The 24488-nt window shown below is 68.3% G+C and carries 26 protein-coding genes; 14 read left to right on the top strand and 12 right to left on the bottom strand.

The window, feature by feature from the left end; genetic code table 11:
* Positions 1-149 precede the first annotated feature (149 nt).
* Positions 150-2162 (top strand): ATP-dependent zinc metalloprotease FtsH, encoded by a 2013-nt coding sequence (gene ftsH, locus Afe05nite_RS00350; protein WP_203814871.1) that lies wholly within the window; start codon positions 150-152, stop codon positions 2160-2162.
* Positions 2159-2806, top strand: coding sequence for a GTP cyclohydrolase I FolE (gene folE / locus Afe05nite_RS00355; RefSeq protein WP_203815218.1), 648 nt, complete (start codon positions 2159-2161; stop codon positions 2804-2806). Before ftsH ends, folE begins: the two co-directional genes overlap by 4 nt.
* On the opposite strand, the gene Afe05nite_RS00360 is transcribed toward folE, so the two are convergent.
* Positions 2803-3288 (bottom strand): carboxymuconolactone decarboxylase family protein, encoded by a 486-nt coding sequence (locus Afe05nite_RS00360; protein ID WP_239117440.1) that lies wholly within the window; start codon positions 3286-3288, stop codon positions 2803-2805. The genes folE and Afe05nite_RS00360 overlap by 4 nt on opposite strands.
* Positions 3289-3353: 65 nt before the next feature.
* On the opposite strand from Afe05nite_RS00360, the gene Afe05nite_RS00365 reads away from it, so the two are divergent.
* Both Afe05nite_RS00365 and Afe05nite_RS00370 read left to right on the top strand, forming a co-directional pair.
* A complete protein-coding gene (locus tag Afe05nite_RS00365) occupies positions 3354-3821 on the top strand; it encodes a MarR family winged helix-turn-helix transcriptional regulator (RefSeq protein ID WP_203814872.1) in 468 nt (155 codons plus the stop codon).
* 10 nt (positions 3822-3831) lie between these two features.
* The gene (locus tag Afe05nite_RS00370; protein ID WP_203814873.1) at positions 3832-4230 is read left to right on the top strand and encodes a RidA family protein; all 399 of its coding nucleotides are present in this window, start codon (positions 3832-3834) and stop codon (positions 4228-4230) included.
* Here Afe05nite_RS00370 and Afe05nite_RS00375 read toward each other — a convergent pair.
* From Afe05nite_RS00375 to Afe05nite_RS00385, 3 genes are read right to left on the bottom strand one after another with little or no spacing between them, the layout of a single operon-like run.
* Positions 4223-4483, bottom strand: a complete 261-nt coding sequence (locus Afe05nite_RS00375; protein WP_203814874.1) for a hypothetical protein — start codon at positions 4481-4483, stop codon at positions 4223-4225. The genes Afe05nite_RS00370 and Afe05nite_RS00375 overlap by 8 nt on opposite strands.
* A 32-nt stretch (positions 4484-4515) precedes the next feature.
* Positions 4516-5205, bottom strand: a complete 690-nt coding sequence (locus Afe05nite_RS00380) for a hypothetical protein (protein ID WP_203814875.1) — start codon at positions 5203-5205, stop codon at positions 4516-4518.
* 52 nt (positions 5206-5257) lie between these two features.
* Entirely contained in the window at positions 5258-7846 is a 2589-nt protein-coding gene (locus tag Afe05nite_RS00385; RefSeq protein WP_239117441.1) for an FtsK/SpoIIIE domain-containing protein, read from the bottom strand.
* 407 nt (positions 7847-8253) lie between these two features.
* On the opposite strand from Afe05nite_RS00385, the gene Afe05nite_RS00390 reads away from it, so the two are divergent.
* Positions 8254-8634, top strand: coding sequence for a hypothetical protein (locus Afe05nite_RS00390; RefSeq protein WP_239117442.1), 381 nt, complete (start codon positions 8254-8256; stop codon positions 8632-8634).
* Between the two features lie 2 nt (positions 8635-8636).
* Here Afe05nite_RS00390 and Afe05nite_RS00395 read toward each other — a convergent pair whose 3' ends face one another.
* The 7 genes from Afe05nite_RS00395 to Afe05nite_RS00425 form a co-directional block, all read right to left on the bottom strand.
* Positions 8637-9242 (bottom strand): hypothetical protein, encoded by a 606-nt coding sequence (locus tag Afe05nite_RS00395; protein ID WP_203814876.1) that lies wholly within the window; start codon positions 9240-9242, stop codon positions 8637-8639.
* A complete protein-coding gene (locus tag Afe05nite_RS00400) occupies positions 9239-10354 on the bottom strand; it encodes a M23 family metallopeptidase (protein ID WP_203814877.1) in 1116 nt (371 codons plus the stop codon). Before Afe05nite_RS00400 ends, Afe05nite_RS00395 begins: the two co-directional genes overlap by 4 nt.
* Entirely contained in the window at positions 10351-10896 is a 546-nt protein-coding gene (locus Afe05nite_RS00405; protein WP_203814878.1) for a hypothetical protein, read from the bottom strand. The genes Afe05nite_RS00400 and Afe05nite_RS00405 overlap by 4 nt, the downstream gene beginning before the upstream one ends.
* A gap of 5 nt (positions 10897-10901) precedes the next feature.
* Complete coding sequence (locus Afe05nite_RS00410) at positions 10902-12884, bottom strand: DMT family transporter (RefSeq protein WP_203815222.1); 1983 nt, start codon at positions 12882-12884, stop codon at positions 10902-10904.
* On the bottom strand, positions 12884-16366 hold the full coding sequence (locus tag Afe05nite_RS00415) for an ATP-binding protein (protein ID WP_203814879.1): 3483 nt from the start codon (positions 16364-16366) through the stop codon (positions 12884-12886). Before Afe05nite_RS00415 ends, Afe05nite_RS00410 begins: the two co-directional genes overlap by 1 nt.
* 103 nt (positions 16367-16469) lie before the next feature.
* On the bottom strand, positions 16470-16832 hold the full coding sequence (locus tag Afe05nite_RS00420; RefSeq protein ID WP_203814880.1) for a hypothetical protein: 363 nt from the start codon (positions 16830-16832) through the stop codon (positions 16470-16472).
* 1 nt (position 16833) lies between these two features.
* A complete protein-coding gene (locus tag Afe05nite_RS00425; protein ID WP_203814881.1) occupies positions 16834-17106 on the bottom strand; it encodes a hypothetical protein in 273 nt (90 codons plus the stop codon).
* A 338-nt stretch (positions 17107-17444) separates the two neighbouring features.
* Here Afe05nite_RS00425 and folP point away from each other — a divergent pair, with 338 nt between their 5' ends.
* The 7 genes from folP (at position 17445) to Afe05nite_RS00460 (ending at position 21930) form a co-directional block, all read left to right on the top strand.
* Positions 17445-18278 carry a dihydropteroate synthase gene (gene folP / locus Afe05nite_RS00430; RefSeq protein ID WP_438867421.1) on the top strand — a complete coding sequence of 278 codons (834 nt, stop codon included), beginning with the start codon at positions 17445-17447 and terminating at the stop codon, positions 18276-18278.
* Positions 18275-18628 (top strand): dihydroneopterin aldolase, encoded by a 354-nt coding sequence (gene folB / locus Afe05nite_RS00435; RefSeq protein ID WP_203814882.1) that lies wholly within the window; start codon positions 18275-18277, stop codon positions 18626-18628. Before folP ends, folB begins: the two co-directional genes overlap by 4 nt.
* On the top strand, positions 18625-19152 hold the full coding sequence (gene folK, locus Afe05nite_RS00440) for a 2-amino-4-hydroxy-6-hydroxymethyldihydropteridine diphosphokinase (protein WP_203814883.1): 528 nt from the start codon (positions 18625-18627) through the stop codon (positions 19150-19152). Before folB ends, folK begins: the two co-directional genes overlap by 4 nt.
* Positions 19149-19658, top strand: a complete 510-nt coding sequence (locus Afe05nite_RS00445; protein ID WP_239117443.1) for a DUF3180 domain-containing protein — start codon at positions 19149-19151, stop codon at positions 19656-19658. The genes folK and Afe05nite_RS00445 overlap by 4 nt, the downstream gene beginning before the upstream one ends.
* Before the next feature lie 155 nt (positions 19659-19813).
* Entirely contained in the window at positions 19814-21040 is a 1227-nt protein-coding gene (locus Afe05nite_RS00450) for an ABC transporter permease (RefSeq protein WP_203814885.1), read from the top strand.
* 28 nt (positions 21041-21068) lie between these two features.
* Positions 21069-21383 (top strand): hypothetical protein, encoded by a 315-nt coding sequence (locus tag Afe05nite_RS00455; protein ID WP_239117444.1) that lies wholly within the window; start codon positions 21069-21071, stop codon positions 21381-21383.
* 55 nt (positions 21384-21438) lie between these two features.
* Positions 21439-21930, top strand: a complete 492-nt coding sequence (locus Afe05nite_RS00460) for a hypothetical protein (RefSeq protein WP_203814887.1) — start codon at positions 21439-21441, stop codon at positions 21928-21930.
* A 37-nt stretch (positions 21931-21967) separates the two neighbouring features.
* Here Afe05nite_RS00460 and Afe05nite_RS00465 read toward each other — a convergent pair whose 3' ends face one another.
* Positions 21968-22981: an ABC transporter ATP-binding protein gene (locus Afe05nite_RS00465; RefSeq protein WP_239117445.1), complete on the bottom strand. Its 1014-nt coding sequence runs from the start codon at positions 22979-22981 to the stop codon at positions 21968-21970.
* Positions 22982-22983: 2 nt separating this feature from the next.
* Here Afe05nite_RS00465 and Afe05nite_RS00470 point away from each other — a divergent pair, with 2 nt between their 5' ends.
* Both Afe05nite_RS00470 and Afe05nite_RS00475 read left to right on the top strand, forming a co-directional pair.
* Positions 22984-23706, top strand: a complete 723-nt coding sequence (locus tag Afe05nite_RS00470; RefSeq protein WP_239117446.1) for an ABC transporter permease — start codon at positions 22984-22986, stop codon at positions 23704-23706.
* Positions 23703-24416: an ABC transporter permease gene (locus tag Afe05nite_RS00475; RefSeq protein WP_203814889.1), complete on the top strand. Its 714-nt coding sequence runs from the start codon at positions 23703-23705 to the stop codon at positions 24414-24416. The genes Afe05nite_RS00470 and Afe05nite_RS00475 overlap by 4 nt, the downstream gene beginning before the upstream one ends.
* Positions 24417-24488: the final 72 nt, after the last annotated feature.

Raw genomic sequence — 24488 nt, forward strand, 5'->3', positions numbered from 1 at the left:
GCTCACGGAGTCGTGACCGGCACCCACGGTGTACGGTCGAGTGACCGATGGCGCAGTGTCACTAGCGCTGGAGGGGCCGCCAATCGGCGGCGACGTTGGTGACCAGACGCCGATCAGGAGGGTCCGGGCGCTCGCCGCCCGACAACAGCATGGAGCGTACGCGTTTCTTCCGCCGCCCGGTGGTCTGGATCATTCTGGTGATCATCGGCGTTATCGCGCTGAGCTCGTTCTTCACCAGTGGTCCGAGCTACCAGCACGTTGAGACCTCGACGGCGCTTGAGCGCCTGAATCAGCCGAATATCAAGAAGGTCCTCCAGAAAGACAAGGAGCAGACGCTCCAGATCGATCTGGCCAGCCCGGAGAAGTTCGACGGCAAGACGACCGACAAGATCGAGACGCAGTACCCCTACGAGGTCACCGGAGACATCTGGGACCAGGTACTGCAGGCCAAGTCGGCCGGCCGGATCACCGGGACGATCGACACCAAGGTCTCCGGCGACAACATTCTCTTCAGCCTGCTGATCAACCTGCTACCGATCGCCATTCTGGTGGTCCTGCTGCTGCTGTTCATGTCGCAGATGCAGGGTGGCGGCTCCCGGGTGCTCAACTTCGGCAAGTCCAAAGCGAAGATGATCACGAAAGACACGCCGAAGACGACGTTCGCCGACGTGGCGGGCGCCGACGAGGCGGTCCAGGAGCTCTACGAGATCAAGGACTTCCTGCAGAACCCGGCGAAATACCAGGCTCTCGGCGCCAAGATCCCGAAGGGCGTGCTGCTGTTCGGCTCGCCCGGAACCGGTAAGACGCTGCTGGCCCGTGCGGTCGCCGGCGAGGCCGGGGTGCCGTTCTACTCGATCTCCGGCTCCGACTTCGTCGAGATGTTCGTCGGTGTCGGTGCGAGCCGGGTCCGAGACCTGTTCGAGCAGGCCAAGTCCAACGCGCCGGCGATCGTCTTCGTCGACGAGATCGACGCGGTCGGCCGGCACCGTGGTGCCGGCATGGGCGGTGGCCACGACGAGCGTGAGCAGACGCTCAACCAGCTGCTCGTCGAGATGGACGGCTTCGACACCAAGGGCGGGGTCATCCTGATCGCGGCCACCAACCGGCCCGACATCCTCGACCCGGCGCTGCTGCGTCCCGGCCGCTTCGACCGGCAGATCCCGGTGGACAACCCCGACATGGAGGGCCGCAAGGCGATCCTGCGGGTGCACGCCAAGGGCAAGCCGTTCGCGCCCGACGTCGACCTCGACTCGGTGGCCCGTCGCACGCCCGGTTTCTCCGGCGCCGACCTGGCCAACGTGATCAACGAGGCGGCGCTGCTGACCGCCCGTAACGAGAAGCGGGCCATCACGAACTACTTCCTCGAGGAGTCGATCGACCGGGTCATCGCCGGTCCGGAGCGCCGCACGCGGGCGATGAGCGACAACGAGAAGAAGATCACCGCGTACCACGAGGGCGGGCACGCCCTGGTGGCCTATGCGCTGCCGCACTCCGCGCCGGTGCACAAGGTGACGATCCTGCCGCGTGGCCGCTCGCTGGGCCACACGCTGGTGCTCCCGACCGAGGACAAGTACACCCAGACCCGCGCCGAGATGATCGACACCTTGGCGTACGCACTGGGTGGTCGCGCGGCCGAGGAGCTCGTCTTCCACGAGCCGACGACCGGTGCCGGCAACGACATCGAGAAGGCGTCCGGTCTGGCCCGCGCCATGGTGACCCAGTACGGCATGAGCTCCAAGCTCGGCGCCGTCAAGTACGGCACGAGCGGCGACGAGCCGTTCATGGGTCGCAACATGGGTCACGAGCGGGACTACTCCGACTCGGTGGCCGCCGACATCGACGCCGAGGTGCGCGCTCTCATCGAGCTCGCGCACGACGAGGCGTGGGAGATCCTGGTGGAATACCGGGACGTCCTCGACAGCATGGTTCTCGAGCTGATGGAGAAAGAGACCATCACCCGCGAGGACATGGACCGCATCTGTGAGCGCGTGGTCAAGCGTCCGCCGATGTCGCCGTTCAACGGTTTCGGCAAGCGGCTGCCGTCCGAGGCGCCGCCGGTCCTCACACCGGCCGAGCGGGACAAGCTGAAGGCGCAAGCCGAGGCGGACGGGCAGATCGCGGTCGGCCCGAACCCGAACGGCTCGGTGGAAGGCAGCCTCTGATTTCCGACGACGACGAGCTCGACTATCTCGCCGCGCGCCTGGTCGACGGCAAGCTCACGGGTACCCCCGTCGAGCAGACCGTCGACCTGGCGCGGATCGAGAAGGCGGTCCGGGAGATCCTCATCGCGATCGGTGAGGACCCGGACCGCGATGGTTTGACCCGCACCCCGGCGCGCGTCGCCCGGGCCTACGCCGAGCTTTTCGCCGGCCTCCGGGTCGACCCGGCCCAGGTCCTCACCACCACGTTCGAGGCCGACCACGAGGAGTTCGTGCTCGTCCGCGACATCGAGGTGATGAGCATGTGCGAGCACCACCTGCTGCCGTTCAAGGGCGTCGCCCACGTGGGATACATCCCCGGGCCGCACGGCCGGATCACCGGGCTGTCGAAGCTGGCCCGGCTGGTCGAGGTCTACGCCCGCCGCCCGCAGGTGCAGGAGCGGCTCACCTCGCAGATCGCCGATCTGCTGTTGCAGCGGCTCGAGGCCCGCGGGGTTATCGCCGTTCTCGAGTGCGAGCACCTCTGCATGGAGATGCGCGGCATCCGCAAGGTCGGGGCCCGCACGGTCACCAGCGCCGTCCGGGGTGCCTTCCAGACCGACGGCAAGGTTCGTGCCGAAGCAATGGCGCTGATAAACGCCCGTTAGGCCCGCACCAGCCGGTTGGCCAGGGTCGACATCGTGTAGGCGCCGATGCCGAGCACCACTTCCAGGGCGTTGCGGTTGGTGTAGCCCGCCCGGGTGAACTCCGCGATCTCCTCCTCCGGCACCTCGCCGGCCGTCTCGACGACCCGCAGGGTGAACTGTCGCAGGGCCTCCCGGCGTGGGTCGGCCAGACTGTCGCCCGTTCGGAGTGCCGGGATCAGCTCAGGGCCGCCCTCGATCTGGCGTAGCCGTCCGGTGTGCATCGCGACGCAGACCTGGCAGCCGTTGCGGACGGCGATCGTCATGACCACCACCTCGCGGCTGAGCGGGTCGAGCGTGCTGCTCTCGAACAGGTCGCTGGCCTGCAGGAAGCCGGTGAGCATCTCGGGTGACTCGGCAAGCAGGCCGACGGCTTTGTGGTTGTTGCGCGCCAGGATCGGGCGGGACGCGGCCGGAGCCGTTTCCAGGGTGTGCTGGATGAACACGATCTTTTCCCCTACGATCGACAACGTGGTTGTCCAAACAGTAAACCAGGTTGTCGAGTTTGCCAATGGCTTCAGCTGACCCGCCGGGCTGGGAACTGCCCCTGCTGCTCTTCGCCGGCTTCCGCACCCTCATCGACCAACTGCACGCCGAGCTGGCCACCCGCGGGCACCCGGACGTCCGGCCGGTGTACGGCTTCACCATGCAGGCGATCGGGTTCGACGGGGCAAGCACCAGCGAGATCGGGCGGCGGCTCGGCGTCTCCAAGCAAGCGGCCGGCAAAACCGTCGACCGGCTGGCCGCACTCGGCTACGTGGAACGGGTCGACGACCCGCGCGACGCCCGCAGCAAACTGGTCCGGCTCACCCCGCGCGGGCTCGACTCGCTCCGCCAGGCCGCGGAGATCTTCGACCGGCTACGGGCCGCGTGGGTCGCCCAACTGGGCGCCGACCAGGTGCGGTCGTTGGAGTCGTCACTGCGGGCCATGGTGCCCGGCGCCGGATATCCGGTCGATGTGCCGGGGTGGTTCGGGTGATACTGCCGCTGTGCTGCACAAATTCAACCCGCCGGGCGTTCACGACCCGGCCGGCTACAGCCATGTGACCATCTCGGCCGAAGGCCGGTTCGCCCACCTCGCCGGCCAGTGCCCCCTCTCGCTCGACGGCACGGTGGTCGGGGCCCCCGGCGACTACGACGCGCAGACCGACCAGGTGATCGAGAACTGCCTGACCGTGCTCGCGGCCGCCGGAGCGAAGCCCGACCAGGTCGTCCGCTCGATCATCTACGTGGTCAGCTCGGACAGCGCGGTGCTCGCCTCGGTCTGGGAGCGACTCAACGCGTCGCCCCTCGGGCCCGCCTTCACCAGCGCGAGCACGTTGCTCGGCGTGACCGTGCTCGGCTATCGGGGACAGCTCGTCGAGGTGGACCTGACCGCCGCTATATGACCGTGCGGAAAGTGTCGGCGTCGTGCATCGCGGCGCGGGTCAGCTGCGCGGCCTCGTCCAACCTGGTGCGAGCCTGCTCCAGCTGCGCGATCGCCGACGCCACCGACGGGTGGAACGAACCCACCGCGGTCATCCGCAACAGCGCCAACGCGTCGTCCAGCTGATCGGTCACCTGCTGGATGCCGTTCGCCGCCCGGCCCGCGCCGTCCACCGACGCCGAGACGTGCGCCTTGACCTCTTCGACATTCGCCATCAGTAGGCCCTCCTTGGCCCTCAGTGGGCCAGCTAACGGAAGAACGCCAGCAGGCCGACGCCCATGCAGGTGAGCAGCACCGGGGTCAGGCAGGTGACGGCACCGAGGATCGGCGTGCGGTCGACCCGCTCCTGACCACCGCCGTACACGAAACCGATAGTCACCCAGCCCAGGCCGAACGCCAGCACCGGCATGCTCAGGCCGCACAGCAGCGCGTAGGTCGGCACCGAACCCGACGGGGCCACCAGGTAGAGCACGATCTGCACGATCAGCACGGCGGCCGCGAACGGGCCGTAGACCAGCAGGTTGCGCGCCCACGGCCGGATCGGGCCCGGCAAACCCGGCCCGATGATGGTGGCATCCGCGGCGTCCGCGGTCTGGCGCGCCTGCTGCAGCGCCGCGAGCACCGCGGCCGGACCGCCGGCCACGGCCTGCGCCGCCGCCGCCAACTCGGCCGGCCGAGGGATCAAATCCGCTTCCGGTACGCCGAAGTCGCGCACCATCCGGGCCGCCTGCGGAGCGAGTCGCGCCCGTACCGCATCAAGCTCCTGCCTTGCCGCCGCAGCCGCCGCCTGTTGCTGCCCGACCGCCGCACTCGCCGCCCGCCGGACCGCATCCAGCTGTTGCGCGGCAGCCAGATATTCCGCCCACGGACCCGGCGCCTGCCCGGTCTGCAGTGGAATCCCGTCGGTGATCTCGCGCTCCTGCTGCTGCTCCGTCATGACTTCTGGCTTCCCGGCTGGCTGCTCAGCTCGTCGAGGTCTCGCCGGCCGCTCACAGCTCGTCGCTTTCGGGCTGCAGGAACGGGACGACCGTGACCGTGCGGTCGGCATGGCGGTCGTGCAGCAGGGCGCGGTTGGGTCTCGGATGCCAGTCGATCGGCCGGCCCAGCATCAGGGCCACGTCGGACTGAGGCACGTTCAGGAACAGCAGGCCCGCCACATCTTCCCGGCCGGCGCTGCCGCCGGTCTCCTCGCTGAACCGACGCAGACCCCGCCACCAGGACAGCAGGTGCACGCCCCGCCCCGGGCCCGCACGCAGCAGCTGACGCAGGCCGGGCAGACTGCCCGGACTCGCCGCGTCCATGCCGAACACCACGCGGTACCCCGGCGTGTCCAGATCGGTCAGCTCGGCGGCCAGACCGGCCCCGTCGACCAGCACCACCTCCTGCCGAGACCCGATCTCGGCGGCGAGCCGCTCGGCCAGCTGATCGCCCTCGGCCACCAGCGAAGAGATCACGAACCGGGTGGTACGCGGTGGATGGAACGCGGCCACACTGCGAGCCGCCGCGTCGAGCACCTCCGAGCCGGACGCCTGCGACCCGAAAATCGCCAGGTGCCGCCCGGGTGACGAGTCGAGCGGGAACGCGGCCGTGGACAGACCCACGTCGATCACCCGGCCGACCAGCGCCGCCGGCCGGGCCGCCCGGCCCGCCAGCGCGGCCCGATAGGTGGGGTCGTCGGCCAGATGCTGATGTGCGTAGCCGGCGAAGATGCGCGGCGGCACCGCCTCCGGGTCGCGGTTGCCCCACAGCTTGTGCCGCAGCTCGCTCAGAACGTCCTTGTCGGCATGCGGATCAGGGAAACGAACCACCCGCTCGTGTCCCCGGGTCGCGCCGCGCGGGCCGCCCAGACCTCCCGCCGTGTTGACCACCGCGGTGCCCAGCGGCAGACCCGCGGCCGCGTCGTTCGTCGGCTCCAGCACGTCGCCGCCACCCGGCAGGGCGATCCGCACCGGGAACTGGCCGAAGATCGAGTCACGCTTCGCGTAGAGGGCCTCCACGCCCAGCACGGTCTGGCTGGCCAGGATCAGGTGGATGCCGTACGACCGGCCCTTGCGCGCCAGCGACTCCAGCAGGCCCACCGCCTCGGTGGCGATCGGATCGTTACCGGTCAGCAGGACCTGGAACTCGTCGATGACACAGAGGACCCGCGGCATCGGCTTGCGTTCGCCCTCCTCGGCCGCCACCTGCCGCAGATCGGCGAACCTGGTCACGCCGGCCCGCTTGTAGGCGACCGAACGGCGGGTCATCTCGGCGTCCAGCTCGCGCAGCACGGCCAAGCCATATTCCCGGTCCGACTCCACACCCACCGCGCGGGCGTGCGGCAGCCAGGTGCGGTCACGACGGGTCGGCACGAACTCGGCGAACGACACCCCCTCCTTGAAGTCCAGGAGGTACAGCGCCATCTCGGCCGGGCTGTACCGCGCGCCCAACCCGTACAACACGTTGATCAAGAAGGCCGTTTTGCCGGCCCCGGACCGGCCGCCGAGCAGCCAGTGCGGCGTCAGGTCGTTGAACCGCAGCACCAGCGGCGTGTCCCCGTCATGACCGACCACGGTGCCCAGCCCATCCGCGGCGGCACCCTTCGCGATCTCCTCCGGATCGGGCAGCAGATCGGTGAGAGCCACCTGCGAGTCGGCCGACGTGTGCGCGGCGAGCTCCCGGCAAACCGCGTCGATCAAGCTCGGCGGCGGGTCCTTGTCGAGCTCCACCCGGGCGTTCAACCACTTCGCCTCCGGCTGCGAACCGAACGTCGCGCCAGGCGGATCACCGATCACCGCGTACGGGTTACGGACCGACACCATGGTCGTACGGGGCAGCGGCGGCTGAGTCGTCTCGGCAGTCAACGGCGGCGGCGGCCAGCCCGCCACGATCAGGTGCAGGCCCGAATCGGGACCCTGCTGGGCCAGCGCCGCGATCCGTCGCAGCTCCTCGCCCTCGGTCAGCTCCGGCAGGCTCGCGATGACCACCAGTTTCATCCGGTCCCGCCGCCCCCGCCGCGGCGCCGCACCCCGGCCCGGCCGCAACCACTTCTCGGCGTCGGCCAGCACCTCCCGCAGCCCCGGCCGGTCCGTCGCCGGCGGCTCCAGCAGGCCGGCGTCGGTCAGATCAGCGAACGGGGCGAACACCGCACCCCCGCCGACCCCGTCGACCGCCCGCACCAGCAACGAGCCCGGCGGCGCGGCCGCGAGCAGACGCACCAGCAGGCACCGCAACAGCCCGAACACCCGCTCGTCGGTGGCTGAGGCATCGATCGTCAGATGCCCGGTGCCCAGCAGTGGCACGATCGCCGGAAAACGGGCGTCGTCCAGCAACTGGGCCACCCCCAGCCGCACGAACTGCGGAGGATAGACACCACCCAGCGGCGTGTTGGCCGACTGAGCATCCAGCGGCGACCCCAGCCACCCCGGCGCCAGCATCGACGCGGTCGACCGAAGCTCCGCCGCCAGCGTGTGCTGCTCCAGCGGATCCACCGCCGGCCCCGCCTCACCATCGAGCACGGCCGCGGCCGCCTCAGCGGTCGCCGTCGCCTGCCGATGCAGGGCAGCAGCCTGCTGGACCCGCAAACCCGAATCCGCCACCGCCCTCACCTCCTGTGTGCGGGTAAAACTTATCCCAGACCGGCGCGGGTATCGCGTTCCCGGGGGCCAGCAGCTGGCGCGGCGCGTACATTCACGTGCTTGGGTGGTGTGGCACGGTTCGGGTGCCGGGAGGCACTACTGTCGTATGTGTGCAGCCGCAGGAGCCCGTAACCGGACCCGTGTCGCAGCCGCCGCAGCCCCCACAGGCGCGGGGGCCGGTGCCGGTGTCCGGGGGCGCCCCCACCCCGCTGCCTTCCCTTACGCCTGTGCCTCCTCCCACCCCGCTGCCTTCCCCCACCCCAGGCGCCGAAGGCGGCCGCAGGCTGCGGAACCGGCGGGGGCGGTTGGTCCTGGCCTTGGTCGCGGGGATTTTGGGATTGCTCTGCTTGGGCGGGGCCGGCGTCTTCGTGTCCCTCTACGACGAAGCCACCGAAATCAAACGAAGCGAACCCGACGCGGTCGCCGACAGTTTCTTGCGGTCCTATCTCGTTAATAGGGATGACGAAGAATCCTCGCTTTATACCTGTAAGTCGCGCCCTGACCTCGAGGCTTTGTCGACGCTTCGCAAGGAAATGATCAGTCGAGAAAAAGACTATGGCGTTAAAGTTTCCGCGAGCTGGAGCACTTTGACGGTGACAGATGATGGAAATTGGAAAAATGTCAGAACTGATCTAATAATTGCCGGATCGCTGGATGGAAACACAATCAGTAGGCGAACCGAATCTTGGTCATTTGGCCTGGTGGACGACGATGGCTGGCGCGTGTGCCGCGCCATGAAAAACCCCTAAAGCTACTCGACCCAAAGCAAATGAACTGGTATTTCAAGAGTCTTGGGGGCCTTTCCACTCCACGCCCATCGGTACCAGTCGAGTTCCGCCGAGACCCGAGCACAAATATCGCCGACCTCGTTTGTGTGAACTTCCGTTACAGCTCGCAGATCGCGACGCTCACTGCCATCATCCAGGAGCCCTACGACGCGCCGCCCGCTTAGCGGTCCGGCCGCAAAAGCAGGAATAGGCGTCTTGCGCGAAGGCTCGTCGAGCGAGACGAGGCGAACATCGATGCCTTGCTCCAGCGAGATCGAGCCAGCTAGGCCAAACTCCTCGACCCAAACTCGCTCGATCGGAACCAGCGGTGCAAAGACTTCAGTCTGTTCTGACTCTGCGCGATACCACTCTGACTCGGGAATGATTGGCACGTAAGTCCGGCTTCCCTGCACTACCTTCTCGTCAGCACGCAGGTCGCTACGCCATCCGTGACCAGGCAATCCAATGATTACTCGTCGCCCACGCAATTGGCCGCTCATGTTTGCCGGAGTGGGAACGATCGAGCGCGGTGGGTCCAGCGCCCAGTCCGGGTGGCCGGCGAAGGGATCGGGTATCGACTCGCCCGTCATCCCTGTCCTCCCAATGGCGCGCCCTGTTCTCGCATGAACGGGACAGGGTCGATGGCGCCGGCGCTAGATCGATCGTTGTTGAGGTGAACCTCGAAGTGCAGGTGTGGTCCCGAGGAGTTGCCACTGGTGCCGACTCGGCCGAGGACCTCTCCGGCTGTGACTTCTTGGCCCTCTTTCACGAACGGCCGCTGCACCATGTGGCAGTACCGCGTCATGATGTTACCGGCATGCTGGATCTCCACCATCCAGCCGCAACCGCCCTTGCCGGGATAGCCGTCGACGTTGCAGGTCTGCCGGCCGCTGTGGTCCTCATCGCACTTCACCTTGGAGACGATGCCGCTCGCTGCGGCGTGGATCGTCGTATACCGGCTGGCGATCAGGTCTACGCCCTGATGGGTAGGGCGGCTGGCGGTGCGGAAGCCGGAGCCGACCCCTGCTTTGACCGGCAGGGTCCAGCCGGAGGCGGCGATTTGCCCGGCCGAGGCGCAAACCATGCTGATCGAGTTGCCGATTGCGGCTGCCGCCCCGTCTGCGAGCATGTTCACGATCTGGGTGGCTACTGGTTCGTGTTTCGCGTACGCGTCTGGATAAGCACTGATCTGCACGCGCTGCGCCGCCTCGGTCAGCGGCATGTTTTCCCAGCCCTCGATTGTCTTGAGCTTCGCGTAGAACTTTGTGCTGGCGTAGACCGGATCCATCACCTGGGCCGGTGTGCCCCACCCCGAACTGGGCCGTTGCTGGAAAAGCCCGAGCGAGTCGTGGTCGTTCCGGGAACCCAGGTTCCCGAGGTTGGTGAGCCGGGACTCCTGCATCGCGGTCGCAACCGCGATCACCCACGCTCGCGGCGGCATCTTCAGGTCGGCACCGACGTTGATGATGATCGCGGCGTTGCGGATCTGCGCACCGCCGTAGGACCTGACCTTCGGCAGCTTGGAGTCCGGGTCGACCGGACCGCCCTTGCCGCATCCGAGCGAAGCGTTGATCTTTTTGGAGCCGTCATCGGTGAGGCCACCCAGCAGAACCGCTGCGACGGCGCCGCCGCAGCAAAGCAAAGAAAGTGTCGTGACCAGCGCGACTAGGAGGACTACCTTGCGCGGCCGCGGGATTTTCATGAACCGTCCCAGTCGATGCCATCGACGAGCCAATGCCCATCCGGCGAGACCAGGCGCAGGTTGAGCTTGCCGGAATCCATGGTGACTACCGCACTCACCACGGTTGCCCCGACCGGTACGAGGCTGGGCCGGCCGATCACCCGGTCGGCGGGGACACCAGCCGGGTCGACGCCATCCAGCTCGCTCGCGAGGTTCTTCGTCGAGTTAGGCAGAAGGCGGTCGCGCCAGGCCTTCGGGGTCACGCCCTTGTGGTTGGACCATGCCGAGGCAAATGCGTACGCGACCGTCTCCGGTTGGGCACGTCCCGGACTCGTCGATGGCTCAGGTGGCGGGTCGGAGTCGACCACGCTGTCGTCGTCGCTGGGGTCGATGCTGATCGCAGGAGCGGGTGAGCCACTGCCCAGCGTAGGAGAGCTAGAGCTTCCGTCGGCGAATATGCGACCGATGCCTATCACTGCTGCGACAATCGCGACGATTACGATCGCGACGCCCCATCGCGACCGGAAAATGCTGTTGAGGCCTTGTTCGAGAATACGCGGCATACCGATCACTTAGCCTCGGTGCGCACCCGGGGGGTAGCCGGCTCGCGGGTGGTGTTCCCGGTTTCTGGCCTGTAGATCGCGTAGGACGCCGGCTGTTCGGAAACATCTGGCTCGGCCCACGTTGTGGCTCGTTGCGGCCGGGCAGGCGCAGTGGGCTTCTGCCGCGGGGTATCGCCGGTCGTTACCGGGACATCCTCGCGTACTGATTCGCTGCCGTCCGGCCTGGTCTGTACCGGTGCAACTTTCCGTCCTCTTGACGACGACGGTTCCAGTTCCCGACGGTTTGCCGCGTGAGCTGGATCTTCGAGACGGGCCTCCGGTCGAAGGTTGCCCTGGTCGAGGTAGACGGTCCGGCCGTTCTTGCCCATGGTCGGTTCGCGGGTGCCGCCTCCCTCGGCGACGTCGAGCTTCGCGGCCTCCCTCATGTCTCTGAAGAAACGCCGGTGCCACGATCCGGCCGAGACGATGGCCCGGGTGCCGTCCTTACCGCCAAGTTGCGTGATCCGCCGGTACGGCCGGAGCAGCAGCCAACCCACGACCCCGCAGAGCCACACGAGAACTACTTGAAGCCAACCGGGAAGGCTCGCCGTGTTCATGATGAGATCGACCGCGAAAAGATAAATTGCAGCTCCGGTACCAAAAATCGCTATGTTGAAAATTGCGGCGACCACGGCGTTGCCTAGACGACGAATCCCAGCACTTGCGGGCCTCAAGAGACCGACAGTGCCAAGAATCGGCGCAGCGATGACTGCCCAACGGAAAACCAAAAAGCCGAGCAACACAAGTACTGAAGCGGTCAAGTCGAACATCGCAAACATAAAGGCAGCAAGCATAGCGATGAATCCAGAGCCGATTCGATCCATGCCGTTAACACCCTGCAGATATTCGTACGCCTCAGGATCTTCTTTTTTAATCTGCTCGGCAACCTTTTCCCACTGGGTTCTTTTGCCGTTGAGTGTTCCCTCGCGGGTCTGTGGGTTGTCGCGAATCTTTTGGGCTTCATCCCAGGTGAGAGAGCGAGCGTCGTAGAGCGCCCGTCCGTATTTCTTAGCGGTCTCACTGTCTGCGGATCCCACGATGCCACGAAGCCAGTTGCGATAGAGCATTGTGTCGGTAGCCGTATCGCTTGCCCGGACAGCAGGCGGTCGGTGGTCTTCACATGCACCGGGCGTTGGGTCATCACATTTGCCGGCAGGAGTGTCCAAGGCGCGCGGCCCCACGGCATCGTGAACTACGCCGAGCGAGGTAATTAGACTCTGGTCGGCAATATTGGCGGAGCGAACCGGCCATGCTGCGATGGCCGTTACGGCTACCATCACGAGGATTGCCCAGCCAGCCGTCGTGGTCGCGGCACCCATGTCTGCCTGCCTAGATCGCCAAAGCAGGTAAAGGCCAACAACGGCGAGGGTAAGTACCCCAAATACGCTAAAGACCTTCTCGTAGACTGCTTTCGTGGCCTGATCAACAAGCGGGTCGGCCCATCCCCAAAGAGATTGCGGATCCCATGCGCGCTCCCGAAGTGCATTGGAGGCGCCAATAACCGATGTCGCAATCATAAATTCGCCGTTAGCGACGGTTGTCTCAAACTTGTATTCAGGGTCGATGAGTGTTGAAGCGCAACCACTATCAAGGTCGTAAGTTGTGTAACTATATCCAGCGTAGCCGTACTGACTGTAGATGCCTTGGGGCCCAGGCTTTGTTGAAGACGCCGGCCGCTCTGCGAACCAGCCGGCGAGGCCGGAATCGGGAGTGCTGGGGGTCGGGGGCATCAAGCACTGGGCGCGGCTTGCGCTGACGTCGGCCAAGCGGCTGACGCAGGACTTGAAGTCCTGCTGCCACTCCTCGGTGCTGCAGGCGCCGCCCGGTTCTCTCAGCACGCCGCCGCTCACGGAGGCACCCGCGGGGGCGGGTGCGGCCACGGCCCACACGATGGATGCCACCACGGTGATGAACATCGTCATGGCCAGCGCCAACGCCCGCCGCACCATCATGCCTCCAGGTCGGACGGCGACATTGGGATTGCCGTGGGCGCCGCTTTGGCCGCCGCGGGCGTCGTGTCCAGGTGCTCCAGCAGACCTTCAACGTACGACACGTCGACACGTACTTTTTGCACGCGGCCGTCGACGTCTCGCATGACGAACTCGCGGAAGCCGAGACGGCTTGAGGAGGACGTGTCGACCTGGGACAGCGAGGCCAGGGTCGCCTCGTAGCCGTCGTTGACGGGGACGCGGAGGAGGCGTAGTGCCTCGGAGGCGATTTCCTGGTCTTCCGCGATCCGGCCGACGAAGACGGTGGAGACGAGGTTTTGCACGTCGAGTCCGAGGATGTCGCGCGGGTTCTGCGAGGCGACGAGTGCTGCCAGGTTCCATTTGCGGGAGTCGCGGGCGAGGCGGACGAGGAAGGAGCGGCCGGAGCGCCAGCCTTCCATGAAGTGGGCCTCGTCCAGACCGACCATTTTGCGGGACGCCATCGAGCCGCCGTAGCAGCGCCGGACGGCGAGCCGGTGGGCGGTGTGCAGCATGGGCAGGGCCAGGGATTCCTCGGCCGACCAGTACTCGCGTTCGATCTTCAGGTCGGGCAGGCGGAGGCCGGCCATGGTGATGACGGTGAGGGCCGCGTCGGCGCCGAGGAGGTGGGGTGGCGGCGAGCCGAAGAAGAGCAGCGCCAGCGGCATCTCGGCGGTGTCGAGGAGCAGGTTGGCGAGTTCCTTGCCCTCGTCGTTGTCGAGGCTCTGCAGGGTGCGGACCACGTCGTCGAGGGTGGAGGTCTCCTCGGCCGGCACCTGGCGGACAGCGTGCCGGAGCAGGGTCGCGGTCGAGGCTTCCTTGGCGACCTGCGGCGGCACCAGCATCGAGCAGATGTCCTGGACCAGCATGCGGCGTTCGGCGCGGGCGTTGGACACGGCGATCTCGAACTCGCGGTCGCCGCCGGGTCCGGTGGGGAACTCGGAGCGGACCGGGGTGGGGATCAGCGCGTACGGCGCGAGGGTGCCCTGTTCGGAACCGGTCAGGTTGAGCACTCGCGAGTAGGGCTTGAGCTCGGGCATCGAGCACAGCCGGGCGAGTGGCCCGGACGGGTCGAGCAGGGTGACCTGGACGCCACGGCGGGCGTTCAGGTAGCCCAGCGCACCCATCAGCGTGGATTTGCCACCGCCGGGCTCGGCCACGAACACCCCGAGGCCGGAGCGTTCCCGTACCTCCATCGGGAAGTGCAGGTCGAGGAAGACGGGACGACGGCAGGTCCCCGCCGTACGCCCGATGAGGTCGCCCCGCCGGTCGCCGACGGTCGAGGCCGCTTGCGGCACTGCCGCCGCCAGCAGCTTGACCGGCATGCGCCGCACGTAGCCGGTGTTGGCAATGGGCTCGCCGGGGATGAACTCGCGGGCCAACTGGTCCTGGTTCTTCGGGTGTTGCAGCGAGATCCGCAGCTCGCGGGAGTAGAGCTGGATGAGCCGGCGGCCGCGTTCGAGGCATTCCTCGCGGGTGGCGCCGCTGACCGCGATGCGGTGCCAGCCGTGTGCGCGGGCCGACTCGACGGGCAGGCCGGTGGTCATCTCGTCGCCGATGACCAGGGCGCGCTTGGCCAGGCGTTCCAGCTCCGGCGGCGCGTCGATGCCGTGCTCGGCGTAGTCGAGCTGCTGCGAACGGATCATCCGGAGCCGGTGCTCGAGGTTCTTGAACGAGCTGCCCGAGCCGAGGATGTCGATCCGCGACGAGAGCTCCATCGGCCAGGGGAGACGCTCGTGGAAGTGCAGCCAGGGCTCGTGCTTCTCGGGGATCTCGAGCGGTTCCATCCGGCCCACGGAGAGGACCGCGACGTGGCGCTCCTCGCCGGTCATCCGGTTGACCAGCTTGACCGTGGAGCCGTAGGGCGTGCGGTAACGCTCCACCTGCTCGGTGAGGGCCAGCAGGTCGCCGGTCTCCCACTGTCCGTTGGTGATCGGCGAGAGCATCGTCGGCGGGGCCATCCCGAGCGCCACCGAGCGGTAGAGCAGCCATTCCAGCTCGGCCGGGGTGACCCGGCGGCCGCGCATGCCGAACGCGTTGAGCACCTCGTCGAACTGTTCGACGGTGCGCCCGAGCTTGCGTCGTTCGCCGTCGGTGGTGCCGCGTCCGAAGACGCGCATGACCCGCTCGGCGAAGGTGTCGCCGAGTGATCGCCGGGCGAAGGTCACCCCGAGGTAGGTCTGGCCTTCCGCGTGGTTGACCGAGAGCAGGTGCCGCTGGGCGGCCACGAGGTGATCGGACCACGAGGTGGAGCCGCGCACGTCGGGCAGCGGTTTCGCGGTGAACGAGTCGACCGTGCGGGCCCACTCGTCGGCCGGGAAGGGCCGGTTGGTGCGGCGCAGGTGCAGGCGGAAACCGGCCAGACCCGCGTACTGCTCGGAAATGGCCGACAGCAACGCCTCGCGTTCGGCGTCGGGCCGGAAGGCCCAGCGCACCTCGGGCAGGTAGTACCAAGCCGTGACGGTGCTCTGGGTGAAGGTGAGGTGCCCGGCGATCTCGCTGATCGCGAGCTCCATGGCGGGGTCGCGATCACCAAATTTGATCTTGTTGGGTCGCAGCGGCGCCGGCTTGACGTCCTTCTGCTTCTTCGGCTGCGCCGGAAGACTTTCCTTCTTCCGGGCCGGGGCCTTCTTCGTGCGCTTGGTGGGCGGCTTCGCCGGCTCCGCGGGTACGGGCAGGGCCGTCGAGTCGGGCTCGGGCTGCACCGGATTCGCGTACGGCTGGACCGCGGCCGTGGTCTCCCGGAGGTCGCTGGTCTGCCAAGGCGACGGCGACGCGGGCGCGATCGTGGGCGCGGCCGGCCAGTCGTCGAAGTCCGGCCACTCGCCGTCCTGCTGGAAGTCGGTGAGCGGCCCGCCCGGCGCCTGGTTGTACGGTCCGCTGTCGACCGGCACCGCGAACGGCACCTCGGCGACCGGCTTGTCGCCGCCGCGGGGGGTCTCCGGCAGCGGCGCGCTGCGCGTGGGCGGTGTGGCGCCCCGCTTGAAGTCGGGGAGCGGCGCTGGTGTCGCAGCCCGCGCCGGCTCGGCTGCCGGTGGGGACGTGGGGCGCGCGGGGGTGGGCGGCGGCGCGTTGCGGGTGGGCGGTAAAGCGTCGCGGGCGGGTTCAGGCGGTGGGGTGAGGCGCGGTGGGGTGAGGCGCGGTGGGGCCAGACGCGCGGACGGCTGGACCGTTGGCATCGCCTGGTTCGCCGGTGGCGTGTCGAAGTCGAAGCCGAAGTCGTACTCCGGGTCGTGCTCGGGTGCATCGGCGGTGGCCGGGGCGGCGGACACCGGTGGTGGGGTGGCGCCGAAGAGGTCGAGGAAGGGCGAGTCGATGTCGAGCGTGGTGTCGACTGTCCCGTTGCGTGGGCGGACCGGCTGGGGGGCCTGGAAGACACCGACTGCGCCGTGGCTCGGCGCGACGACGAACTCGTCGGGGTTCGCGTCAACCGAATCCGACGAAGAGTAGTTGTCCGAACGCATACCGTTACTCTGCCTGCCCGGCGTGTTGGCATCCGCGCGGGGCTGCCCGTGCGGTGAGGTTTCGGTCATGCGTTAACCCCGAGGGAGCGTGCGGCAAAACCGGTCATACCAACTCCTCCCGAACCCGGATGCGAGTGGCGACAAGTCTCGGATCGCGTTGCTCGACGGCGGGTTCGCGAGTGCGGCGCCAGTCGGTCAGCGCGGTCTTGATGACGAGCCGGGCCGGTCGGTCCGGATCGACATGCCGGAACACGTACGACGTGCTGACCATGGCGAGGGCGATCTCCCACGCCGGGAACGGGTCGAAGTCGAACGTGATCAGGTAGTGCAGGAACATGAACACCGGCACCAGTAGGACGAACATGCCGTACTGCGCGTAGGGCAGATGGACCGGCAGGGTGTAACCGGGCGGACCGAGGTAGACCAGGCGCGCCCGGTAGATGTCGTCGTCGGTACGGAGCCGCATCTCAGTTGAAGATCAGCTTGATCAAGGCGTCGCCGACGAAGAACAGTGTGGCCGCGCCCGCGATGAAGGCCAGGCCGACGATGGCGATGGCCGAACTCGTGAGCACCTTGGAGATCTCGCCGCGACTGGCCCGTCCGATGAAGATGACACCGAGGACGGCCAGCAGGATCGGCGCGATGTTGCTGGCGAAGAAGGTGACGATCCCTTGGGTGTTGATGCCCTTGGGGTCGGCTGCCAGTGTCGCTACCTGCGTGGCGAGCTCTGTGGCGATCATTGATAAACCTCCCCGCGTCCGGTTTGGGGGATCCGGACACGCTGCAGTTGTGAAGCCGCATGACGAAGCCCATATCGTTCTGCCTGCGACTCACCGCGTCGAGTGAGCCATTCGGGCACTGCCATGCTCGTCTGCTCTCTTCGGTTCCTTCATGATGCCCAGACCCGAAGAGTACGGCCCGTACTTCTTGTCTACAAGCGCCTGAAACGTTACTCAAGGTGAGCACATGAATGAAAATGAGTTACGAGCCATCGTACACACGTACTACTACCGGCCCGGCCTACCCTTCCTGTGTGCCTAGTCAGTCGAGGGATGCGCAGCTCACGGGCGTTGAAAGAATCCGTGGAGATCACCCGGTCGTGATCGGGATCCTCAACGTCACGCCGGATTCCTTCTCGGACGGCGGCCGCTACGCCGACGTCGCCTCGGCTGTGGAACATGGCACGAGGTTGATGTCCGAGGGCGCGGACATCGTGGACATCGGGGGTGAGTCGACCCGCCCCGGCGCGGAGCGAGTGGACGCGGCGACGGAAATCAAGCGGGTAGTTCCGGTAATCACTGAGCTGGCCGCGGCCGGCGTACCGATGAGTATCGACACCACCCGCGCGGCGGTCGCCGCCGCTGCGCTCGAGGCCGGCGCCACCGTGATCAACGACGTCTCGGGCGGCCTGGCCGATCCCGGGATGGCCGCCGTGGCCCGCGAGGCCGGCAGCCCGTGGGTCCTGATGCACTGGCGCGGCCACTCCCGCGAGATGACCAAGCTGGCCGTTTATAACGATGTGGTCGCCGAAGTTCGAGCCGAGCTGCTCGAGCGGGTGGACGCGGCGCTCGCCGCCGGCGTCGACCCTCGACAGATCATCCTCGACCCGGGCCTCGGGTTCGCCAAGAACGCCGAACACAACTGGCTGCTGACCCGCCAGCTGGACGCGATCGTCGGGCTGGGCTTCCCGGTGCTGTTCGCGGCCAGCCGCAAGACCTACCTGGGCCGGCTGCTCGCCGATGCGGACGGCACACCGCGAGCGGTGGATCAGCGGGCGGCGGCCACGCTCGCCACCTCGGTGCTCGCGGTCGCGGCGGGTGCCTGGGGCGTACGCGTCCACGACGTCCGAGACACCGCCGACGCGCTCGCCGTCTGGCGGGCCTCCGGCCGCCCCCGACTGGAGCAGAAATGATCAAACTGGTGGGCCTGCGCGCGACCGGCCACCACGGCGTCTACGACTTCGAGCGCGCCGACGGCCAGGAGTTCGTCGTCGACGTGACCCTGGAGCTCGACCTGACCCGGGCGGCGCGGACCGACGACGTCGCCGACACCGTCCACTACGGCGAACTGGCCACCGCCCTGGTCGCCGTGCTCACCGGTGAGCCGGTCAACCTGATCGAGACCCTGGCCGGCCGGCTCCTCGACGTCTGCCTGGCCGACGAGCGGGTCGACGCGGCCGAGGTGACGGTCCACAAGCCGCAGGCGCCCATCCCGCACGAGTTCGCCGACGTGGCCGTCACGATGCGCCGGAGCCGCGCGTGACCCGGGCGGTGCTGTCCCTCGGCAGCAACCTCGGCGATCGCCACGGTCATCTCCAGCAGGCGGTAAGCGTGCTCGGCGAGAGCGTCGCGGTGGTCTCCGGCGTCTACGAGACCCCACCGTGGGGCGATGCCGACCAACCCGCGTACCTCAATGCCGTACTCCTCGCCGTGGACCCCAGGGCCGAGCCGCGCGACTGGCTTGACCGGGCCCATGCTTGCGAGGCCGCGGCGCGCCGGGTGCGTGACCCGGAGCGCCGGTTCGGCCCGCGCAGCCTCGACGTGGACGTGATCGCCGTCTGGGACGACGCCGACCAGCCGATCCTCAGCGATGATCCGGAGCTGACCCTGCCCCATCCGCGCGCCCATCTGCGCGCGTTCGTGCTGCGGCCGTGGATCGACATCCAGCCCTACGGTCGGCTGCCCGGCCACGGATGGCTCACCGATCTGCTGAACGACCCGGCCCTCGCCGACGACCTCGCGGGGATGAGCCCCCGCCCCGATCTCCCGTTAGAGTTGTCGCTGTGAGCAGTAATCCGCAGGCTCCGAAATCGGACCCGTCGCTGCGGCCGACGAGCATCTCGGTGCTGATCGTCGCGGGCCTCGGCGCGGCCGCCGTGGGCTGGCTGCTGCTCAGCTTCACCTACTCGTCCCTGCCCGAGCTGCCCTGGTCGCCGGTGCTCGTGCTGGTGGTGCTGGCCATCGCCGAGGGCCTGCTCGCGCAGAACACCGCCGCTCGCATCCAGCGCAAGCCCGGCACGCTCCCGGTCGACCCGCTCGCGGTGGCCCGCTATGTCGCTCTGGCCAAGGCGTCGTCGCTTGTCGGTGCGCTGTCCGCGGGATTCTCGGCGGGCCTGCTGGCGTGGCTCGCGATGGAGCCCACCAGGGCCGCGCACAACGATCTGCCCACCGCCGGCGGCGGTCTGGTCGGCGCGGCCGCGCTGATCGGCGCCGCGCTGTGGCTCGAGCGCTCCTGCCGCATCCCGGAGCAGCCGGACAGTGAGAACGAGAACGAGGTAGAACGCCGTCGTTGACGGCACATTCGGCCTTGAACTGAGACCAACTCGTATCCGTATGCTCTGGGCGCGGGGCCGCAGTGCCCGGCGTGGTCGGCGTGCGCCTGAGCCGGCGTGCGCCTGAGCCGGCATGCGTCTGGGCCGCACGGGGGACGCACACGAGGAGGCGCGCGATGGCGTACGACGAGACGGCCTTCCGCCGCGGTGACGAGCCGCCGACCGATCCGGCCGCCTACCGGGCGAACTCCCTCGCCGCGGCCGAGCAGCGACGCCGGGCCGAGGAGCTGGACGCGGCCGACGCCATGGCGGTCGAGGCCGCCCCGGACGACGGCCGGCGCGACCGGCTCGGCATCCACCTCGGCTGGGAGGTGGTGCTCCTGCTCGCGGCCGGCGCCTTCGGCTTCCTGCTGTGGCGGGAGAACGCGAACACCTTCCAGCGCCCCGCCCTCGACGGCCTGCTCATCACCGGCGCGGCGATCGGCCTGCTCACCCTCGGTGCGGGCCTGACCCTGCGGGCGGGTGTGCCCAACCTCGCGATCGGCCCGATCGCGCTCGCCGCCTCCCTGCACTACGCCGAGCAGGGCGATCTGGGCCTGCTGCGGGCGGGGGTCCCGGCGTTGATCATCGCGACCGCCGGGGCGCTCGCGGTCGGCCTGCTCATCGTCGTGCTGCACGTGCCCGGCTGGGTGGCCACCCTGGGGGCCGCGCTCGGCGTGATCGTCTATGACCAGCTGCGGGTCACCCCGGTGGCGGTGCAGGGCACCTACGACCCGACCAACCAGGCATTCTTCCTGTTCGGCGGGTTCGCGTTGCTTGCCGTGCTGGGCGGCGCGCTGGGCACGGTGACACCGGTGCGCCGCTGGTTGGGTGGCCTGCGCTCGCCCGGCGACCCGGCCCGCCGTCGAGGCGCCGTGGTCGCCTTACCGGTGATCGGCACGCTCGTACTCTCCTCGATCTTCGCCGTCGGCGCCGGCACCCTGATCGCCGCGCAGTCGAAGACGCCGATCGTGCCCGGCACCGGCCTGGAGTGGACCGGCATCGCCCTCGGGCTCGCCCTGCTCGCCGGCACCAGTGCGTTCGGCCGGCGGGGCGGCATGTTCGGCACCCTCTTCGCGGTCGCCGCGTTCACCCTCTACCTCGACTGGTCGACCCGCAAAGGGCTGGACATCGCGCTGTTCGCGACCGCGGCCGGGGTGCTCGGCGGCGGCCTGGTCGTGACCCGGCTGGTCGAGTCGTTCGGGCGGCCGTTGTCGCCGGTGAGCGGCGACGAATGGAACGCGGCACCGGCCGCGACCGCCCAGAACTGGACGCCCGACCTGGAGAGCTGGACAACGGCCACGACACCGGCCGCGGGCCGGACCGACCGCTGGGACGACGGACCCTGGGGATCCGCCAGGTGACTTCAAGGTCAGCCCTATGCTTGCCGGCATGACCTCTCCGAGCTTCGCCGAGTTGGACGCCCTGCCCACCGAGGAGCTGCGCGAGCGCGCGTTCGCCCAGGCCCGTAAGAACCTCGACGTCAAGTTCTTCTGGTCGGTGATCAAGCACCTGCCCGACTCGGACGACGCCGCCGAGCTCGACGGCGCGCCCAACTCGATCGGCCCGACGATCGATGAATATGTCGCGCTGTGGCGGGAACTGACCGGCAAGGGCGGTTACGAGGAGCACGGCTACGGCGAGCAGGAGGCGTTGCTGCGGGCGGCGTTCATCGACTACCTGCAAAAGCACCAAGATCATCCGTAATAGGGCATTTACCATTGTCGTTTGAAAAGAACAGGGCGCTGGGAAATATCGGCGCATGGCTCTCGGTAACCGATACAAGTCTGCGCCTGGTGCGGGCACTCTCGCCGCGCTCATCCTGGTTCTCGTCTTCGGCAGCCCCTGGTATTCGACCTGGGCAAACGACAACACCAACGCCAACACGGCGGGCGGCTACTTCCTCCGTCTGCTCGCCTGGCCGGCGTGGACGTTCAACTCCAACGACTCGCTCCGCGAGATCATCGTCGGCGACCTCAAGGCGATCCTGCTCGTCGTCCTGACCGCGCTGTTCCTCTACCTGCTGCCCGGCTCGCAGCTGGCGAGGGCGCGCGGCACGATCAGCCAGTTCTTCGCCGGCTGGGCGGCGTTCATCTTCGCCGCCGGCTTCGCCGCCCTGCTCACCACGCTTTTCCTGGCCAACCCGTCGCTGCTGGGCGCGATGCGGACGGCCGCCGAGGGAACCGGCTACGGCCTGTTCGTCGGCTGGATCGTCGGGCTCGCCTCGCTCGGTGGCTATCGCGGCACCAGGTGACGCTTCGGGCCGGGGCCACAAACCCCGGCCCGAGGTCTCAGACCTTCGCTTCCGCTTCCTGCTGGGGTACGTCGAACACCGCGGCCCGGGACAACGAGCCGACCGGCTGCCCGTCCTCGACCGCCACCACCTCGGTGGCATTCGCCGCCAGCATGGCCGCGAGCGCGTCGTAGAGCGTGCCGTCCGCCGCCACCGAGGGTCGGCCGTCGACCGGCGCACCCCGGTCGAGAGGCTTCAGGGCCGGCCGCAGTGGGGTCACGGCCAGCCGCCGGATGCCCCGGTCGGCGCCCACGAAGTCACCCACCGCCGTCGAGTCGGGCCGGCTCAGCAGCTCGGCCGGCGGGGCGTACTGAAGCAGCCGGCCGCCCTCGGCCAGCACCGCGATCCGGTCGCCGAGTCGCACCGCCTCGTCGATGTCATGGGTGACCAGCACGATCGTCTTGCGTACGGTCGCCTGAAGCTTGAGGAACTCCTCCTGGAGCCGGCCGCGGGCGATCGGGTCGACCGCCGAGAACGGCTCGTCCATGAGCAGCACGCGCGGGTCGGCGGCGAGCGCCCGGGCCACCCCGACCCGCTGCCGCTGGCCGCCGGAGAGCTCGTGCGGGTAGCGCTTCGCGTAGCGGGCCGGGTCGAGGCCGACCAGCTCCAGCAGCTCGTCGGCGCGCTCGTTGATCCGCTTCTTGTCCCAGCCGAGCATGCGCGGCACCGTGCCGATGTTGGTACGGATGTTCTGGTGCGGGAACAGCCCGACGTTCTGGATCACGTAGCCGATGTGCCGGCGCAGCTCGACCGCGTTGCGTTCGAGGATGTTCTCGCCGTCGATCAGGATCCGGCCCTTGGTCGGCTCGATCAGCCGGTTGATCATGCGCAGGATGGTGGACTTGCCGCAGCCGGACGGGCCGATCAGCACGGTCAGCTCGCCGGCGCGTACCTCCAGGCCGAAGTCGCCGACCGCGACCGTACCGTCCGGGTAGGTCTTGCCGATGTGTTCGAGCGTGATCGAGGCCGCGCTGCCGGCGGGCCCGGACTGCTCAAGAGCGGTAGCGTCCACGTATGTCCTTCCTGTCGTGGGTGCCGGCGGCCTCGTCGCCGCTGGCCGCACCCGCCGGTGACGGGCCGGGAAATCCGTGGTTCTCATGGCAGTACGTTCAGGACAACGCCGGCACGATCATGACCAAGCTCGGCTTCCACGTCGGGATCACTCTCGAGACCGTGGTCATCGCGCTGCTGGTCGCCGTGCCACTCGCTGTCGTCGCGTACTGGATCAGACCGCTGACCGGCCCGATTCTCGCACTGTCCGGCGTTCTCTACACGATTCCTTCGCTGGCACTGCTCGCGCTGCTGGCTCCGCTGCTCGGCGCGACCAACCGGGTGACGGTGCTGATCGCGCTCGTGCTCTACGCCCTGCTCCTGCTGGTGCGGAACGCCCTGACCGGGCTGACGCAGGTGCCGGGGGAGGTCAGGGACGCCGCGGCCGGGATGGGCTACGGCCGGTTCGGGCGGCTCTGGCACGTGGAGCTGCCGCTCGCGCTGCCCGGAATCATCACCGGCCTGCGACTCGCGACCGTCTCGACGGTGGCGCTCGTCACGATCGGGGCGATCATCGGGCAGGGCGGGCTCGGTGACCTGATCATGGGCGGCTTCTGGAACAACTTCTACCGCGCCGAGATCGTCACCGGCACCGTCCTCTGCGTGGCCCTCGCCCTGGTGTTCGACCTGGCGCTGGTCGGCCTCGGCCGGCTGCTCACGCCCTGGAGCCGGCGGAGGGCCGCGTGAACTACTTCAAGGACGGGCTGGTCTGGCTCAACGATCCGCTGAACTGGACCAACCCCGGTGGCCTGCTCGACCGGTTGGGCGAACACCTGGAGATCACCTTCTGGGCCGTGCTCATCGGTTGCCTGATCGGCCTGCCGCTCGGCATCTGGCTCGGCCACCGCGGCCGGGGCGGCGGCGTCGTGGTGACCGTGGCCAACCTGACCCGGGCGCTGCCCACCCTCGCCCTGCTCACCATCCTGCCGCTGACCCCGATCGGCTTCGGCAAGCTTCCGGTGATCATCGCGCTGGCCATCTTCGCGATCCCGCCGCTGCTGGCCAACGCGTACACCGGGCTGCGCTCGGTCGATCCGGAGACCAAGGAGGCGGCGATCGGCATGGGTCTGTCCGGCGGTCAGCTGCTGCGCCGGGTCGAACTGCCGCTCGCGGTTCCCTACCTGGCCTCCGGCCTGCGGACGGCGGCGGTGCAGGTAGTGGCGACCGCGACACTTGCCACGTTTGTCAACGGTGGCGGGCTCGGCCAGATCATCACGGCCGGATTCGGGCTCGGCATCAACGTCGGCGGCAACCAGATCGTGGCCGGCGGCATCGCTGTGGTGCTCCTCGCACTCCTCGTCGAAGCCGTCTTCGCCGGAGTGGAACGCCTGGTCACACCCCGTCCGCTGCGGACAGTCCGACGCCGCCGGGTCGCCCGTCCGGTGGGTACCACGTAACAGACCAGCATCTTTCGGCAAAGTTGTCATACCCAGCGGGTAGACCTGGCAGGGCATACCAAACGGACACGC

Origin of the sequence: Paractinoplanes ferrugineus, assembly GCF_016862195.1 — a bacterium.
GTDB classification, from domain to species: domain Bacteria; phylum Actinomycetota; class Actinomycetes; order Mycobacteriales; family Micromonosporaceae; genus Actinoplanes; species Actinoplanes ferrugineus.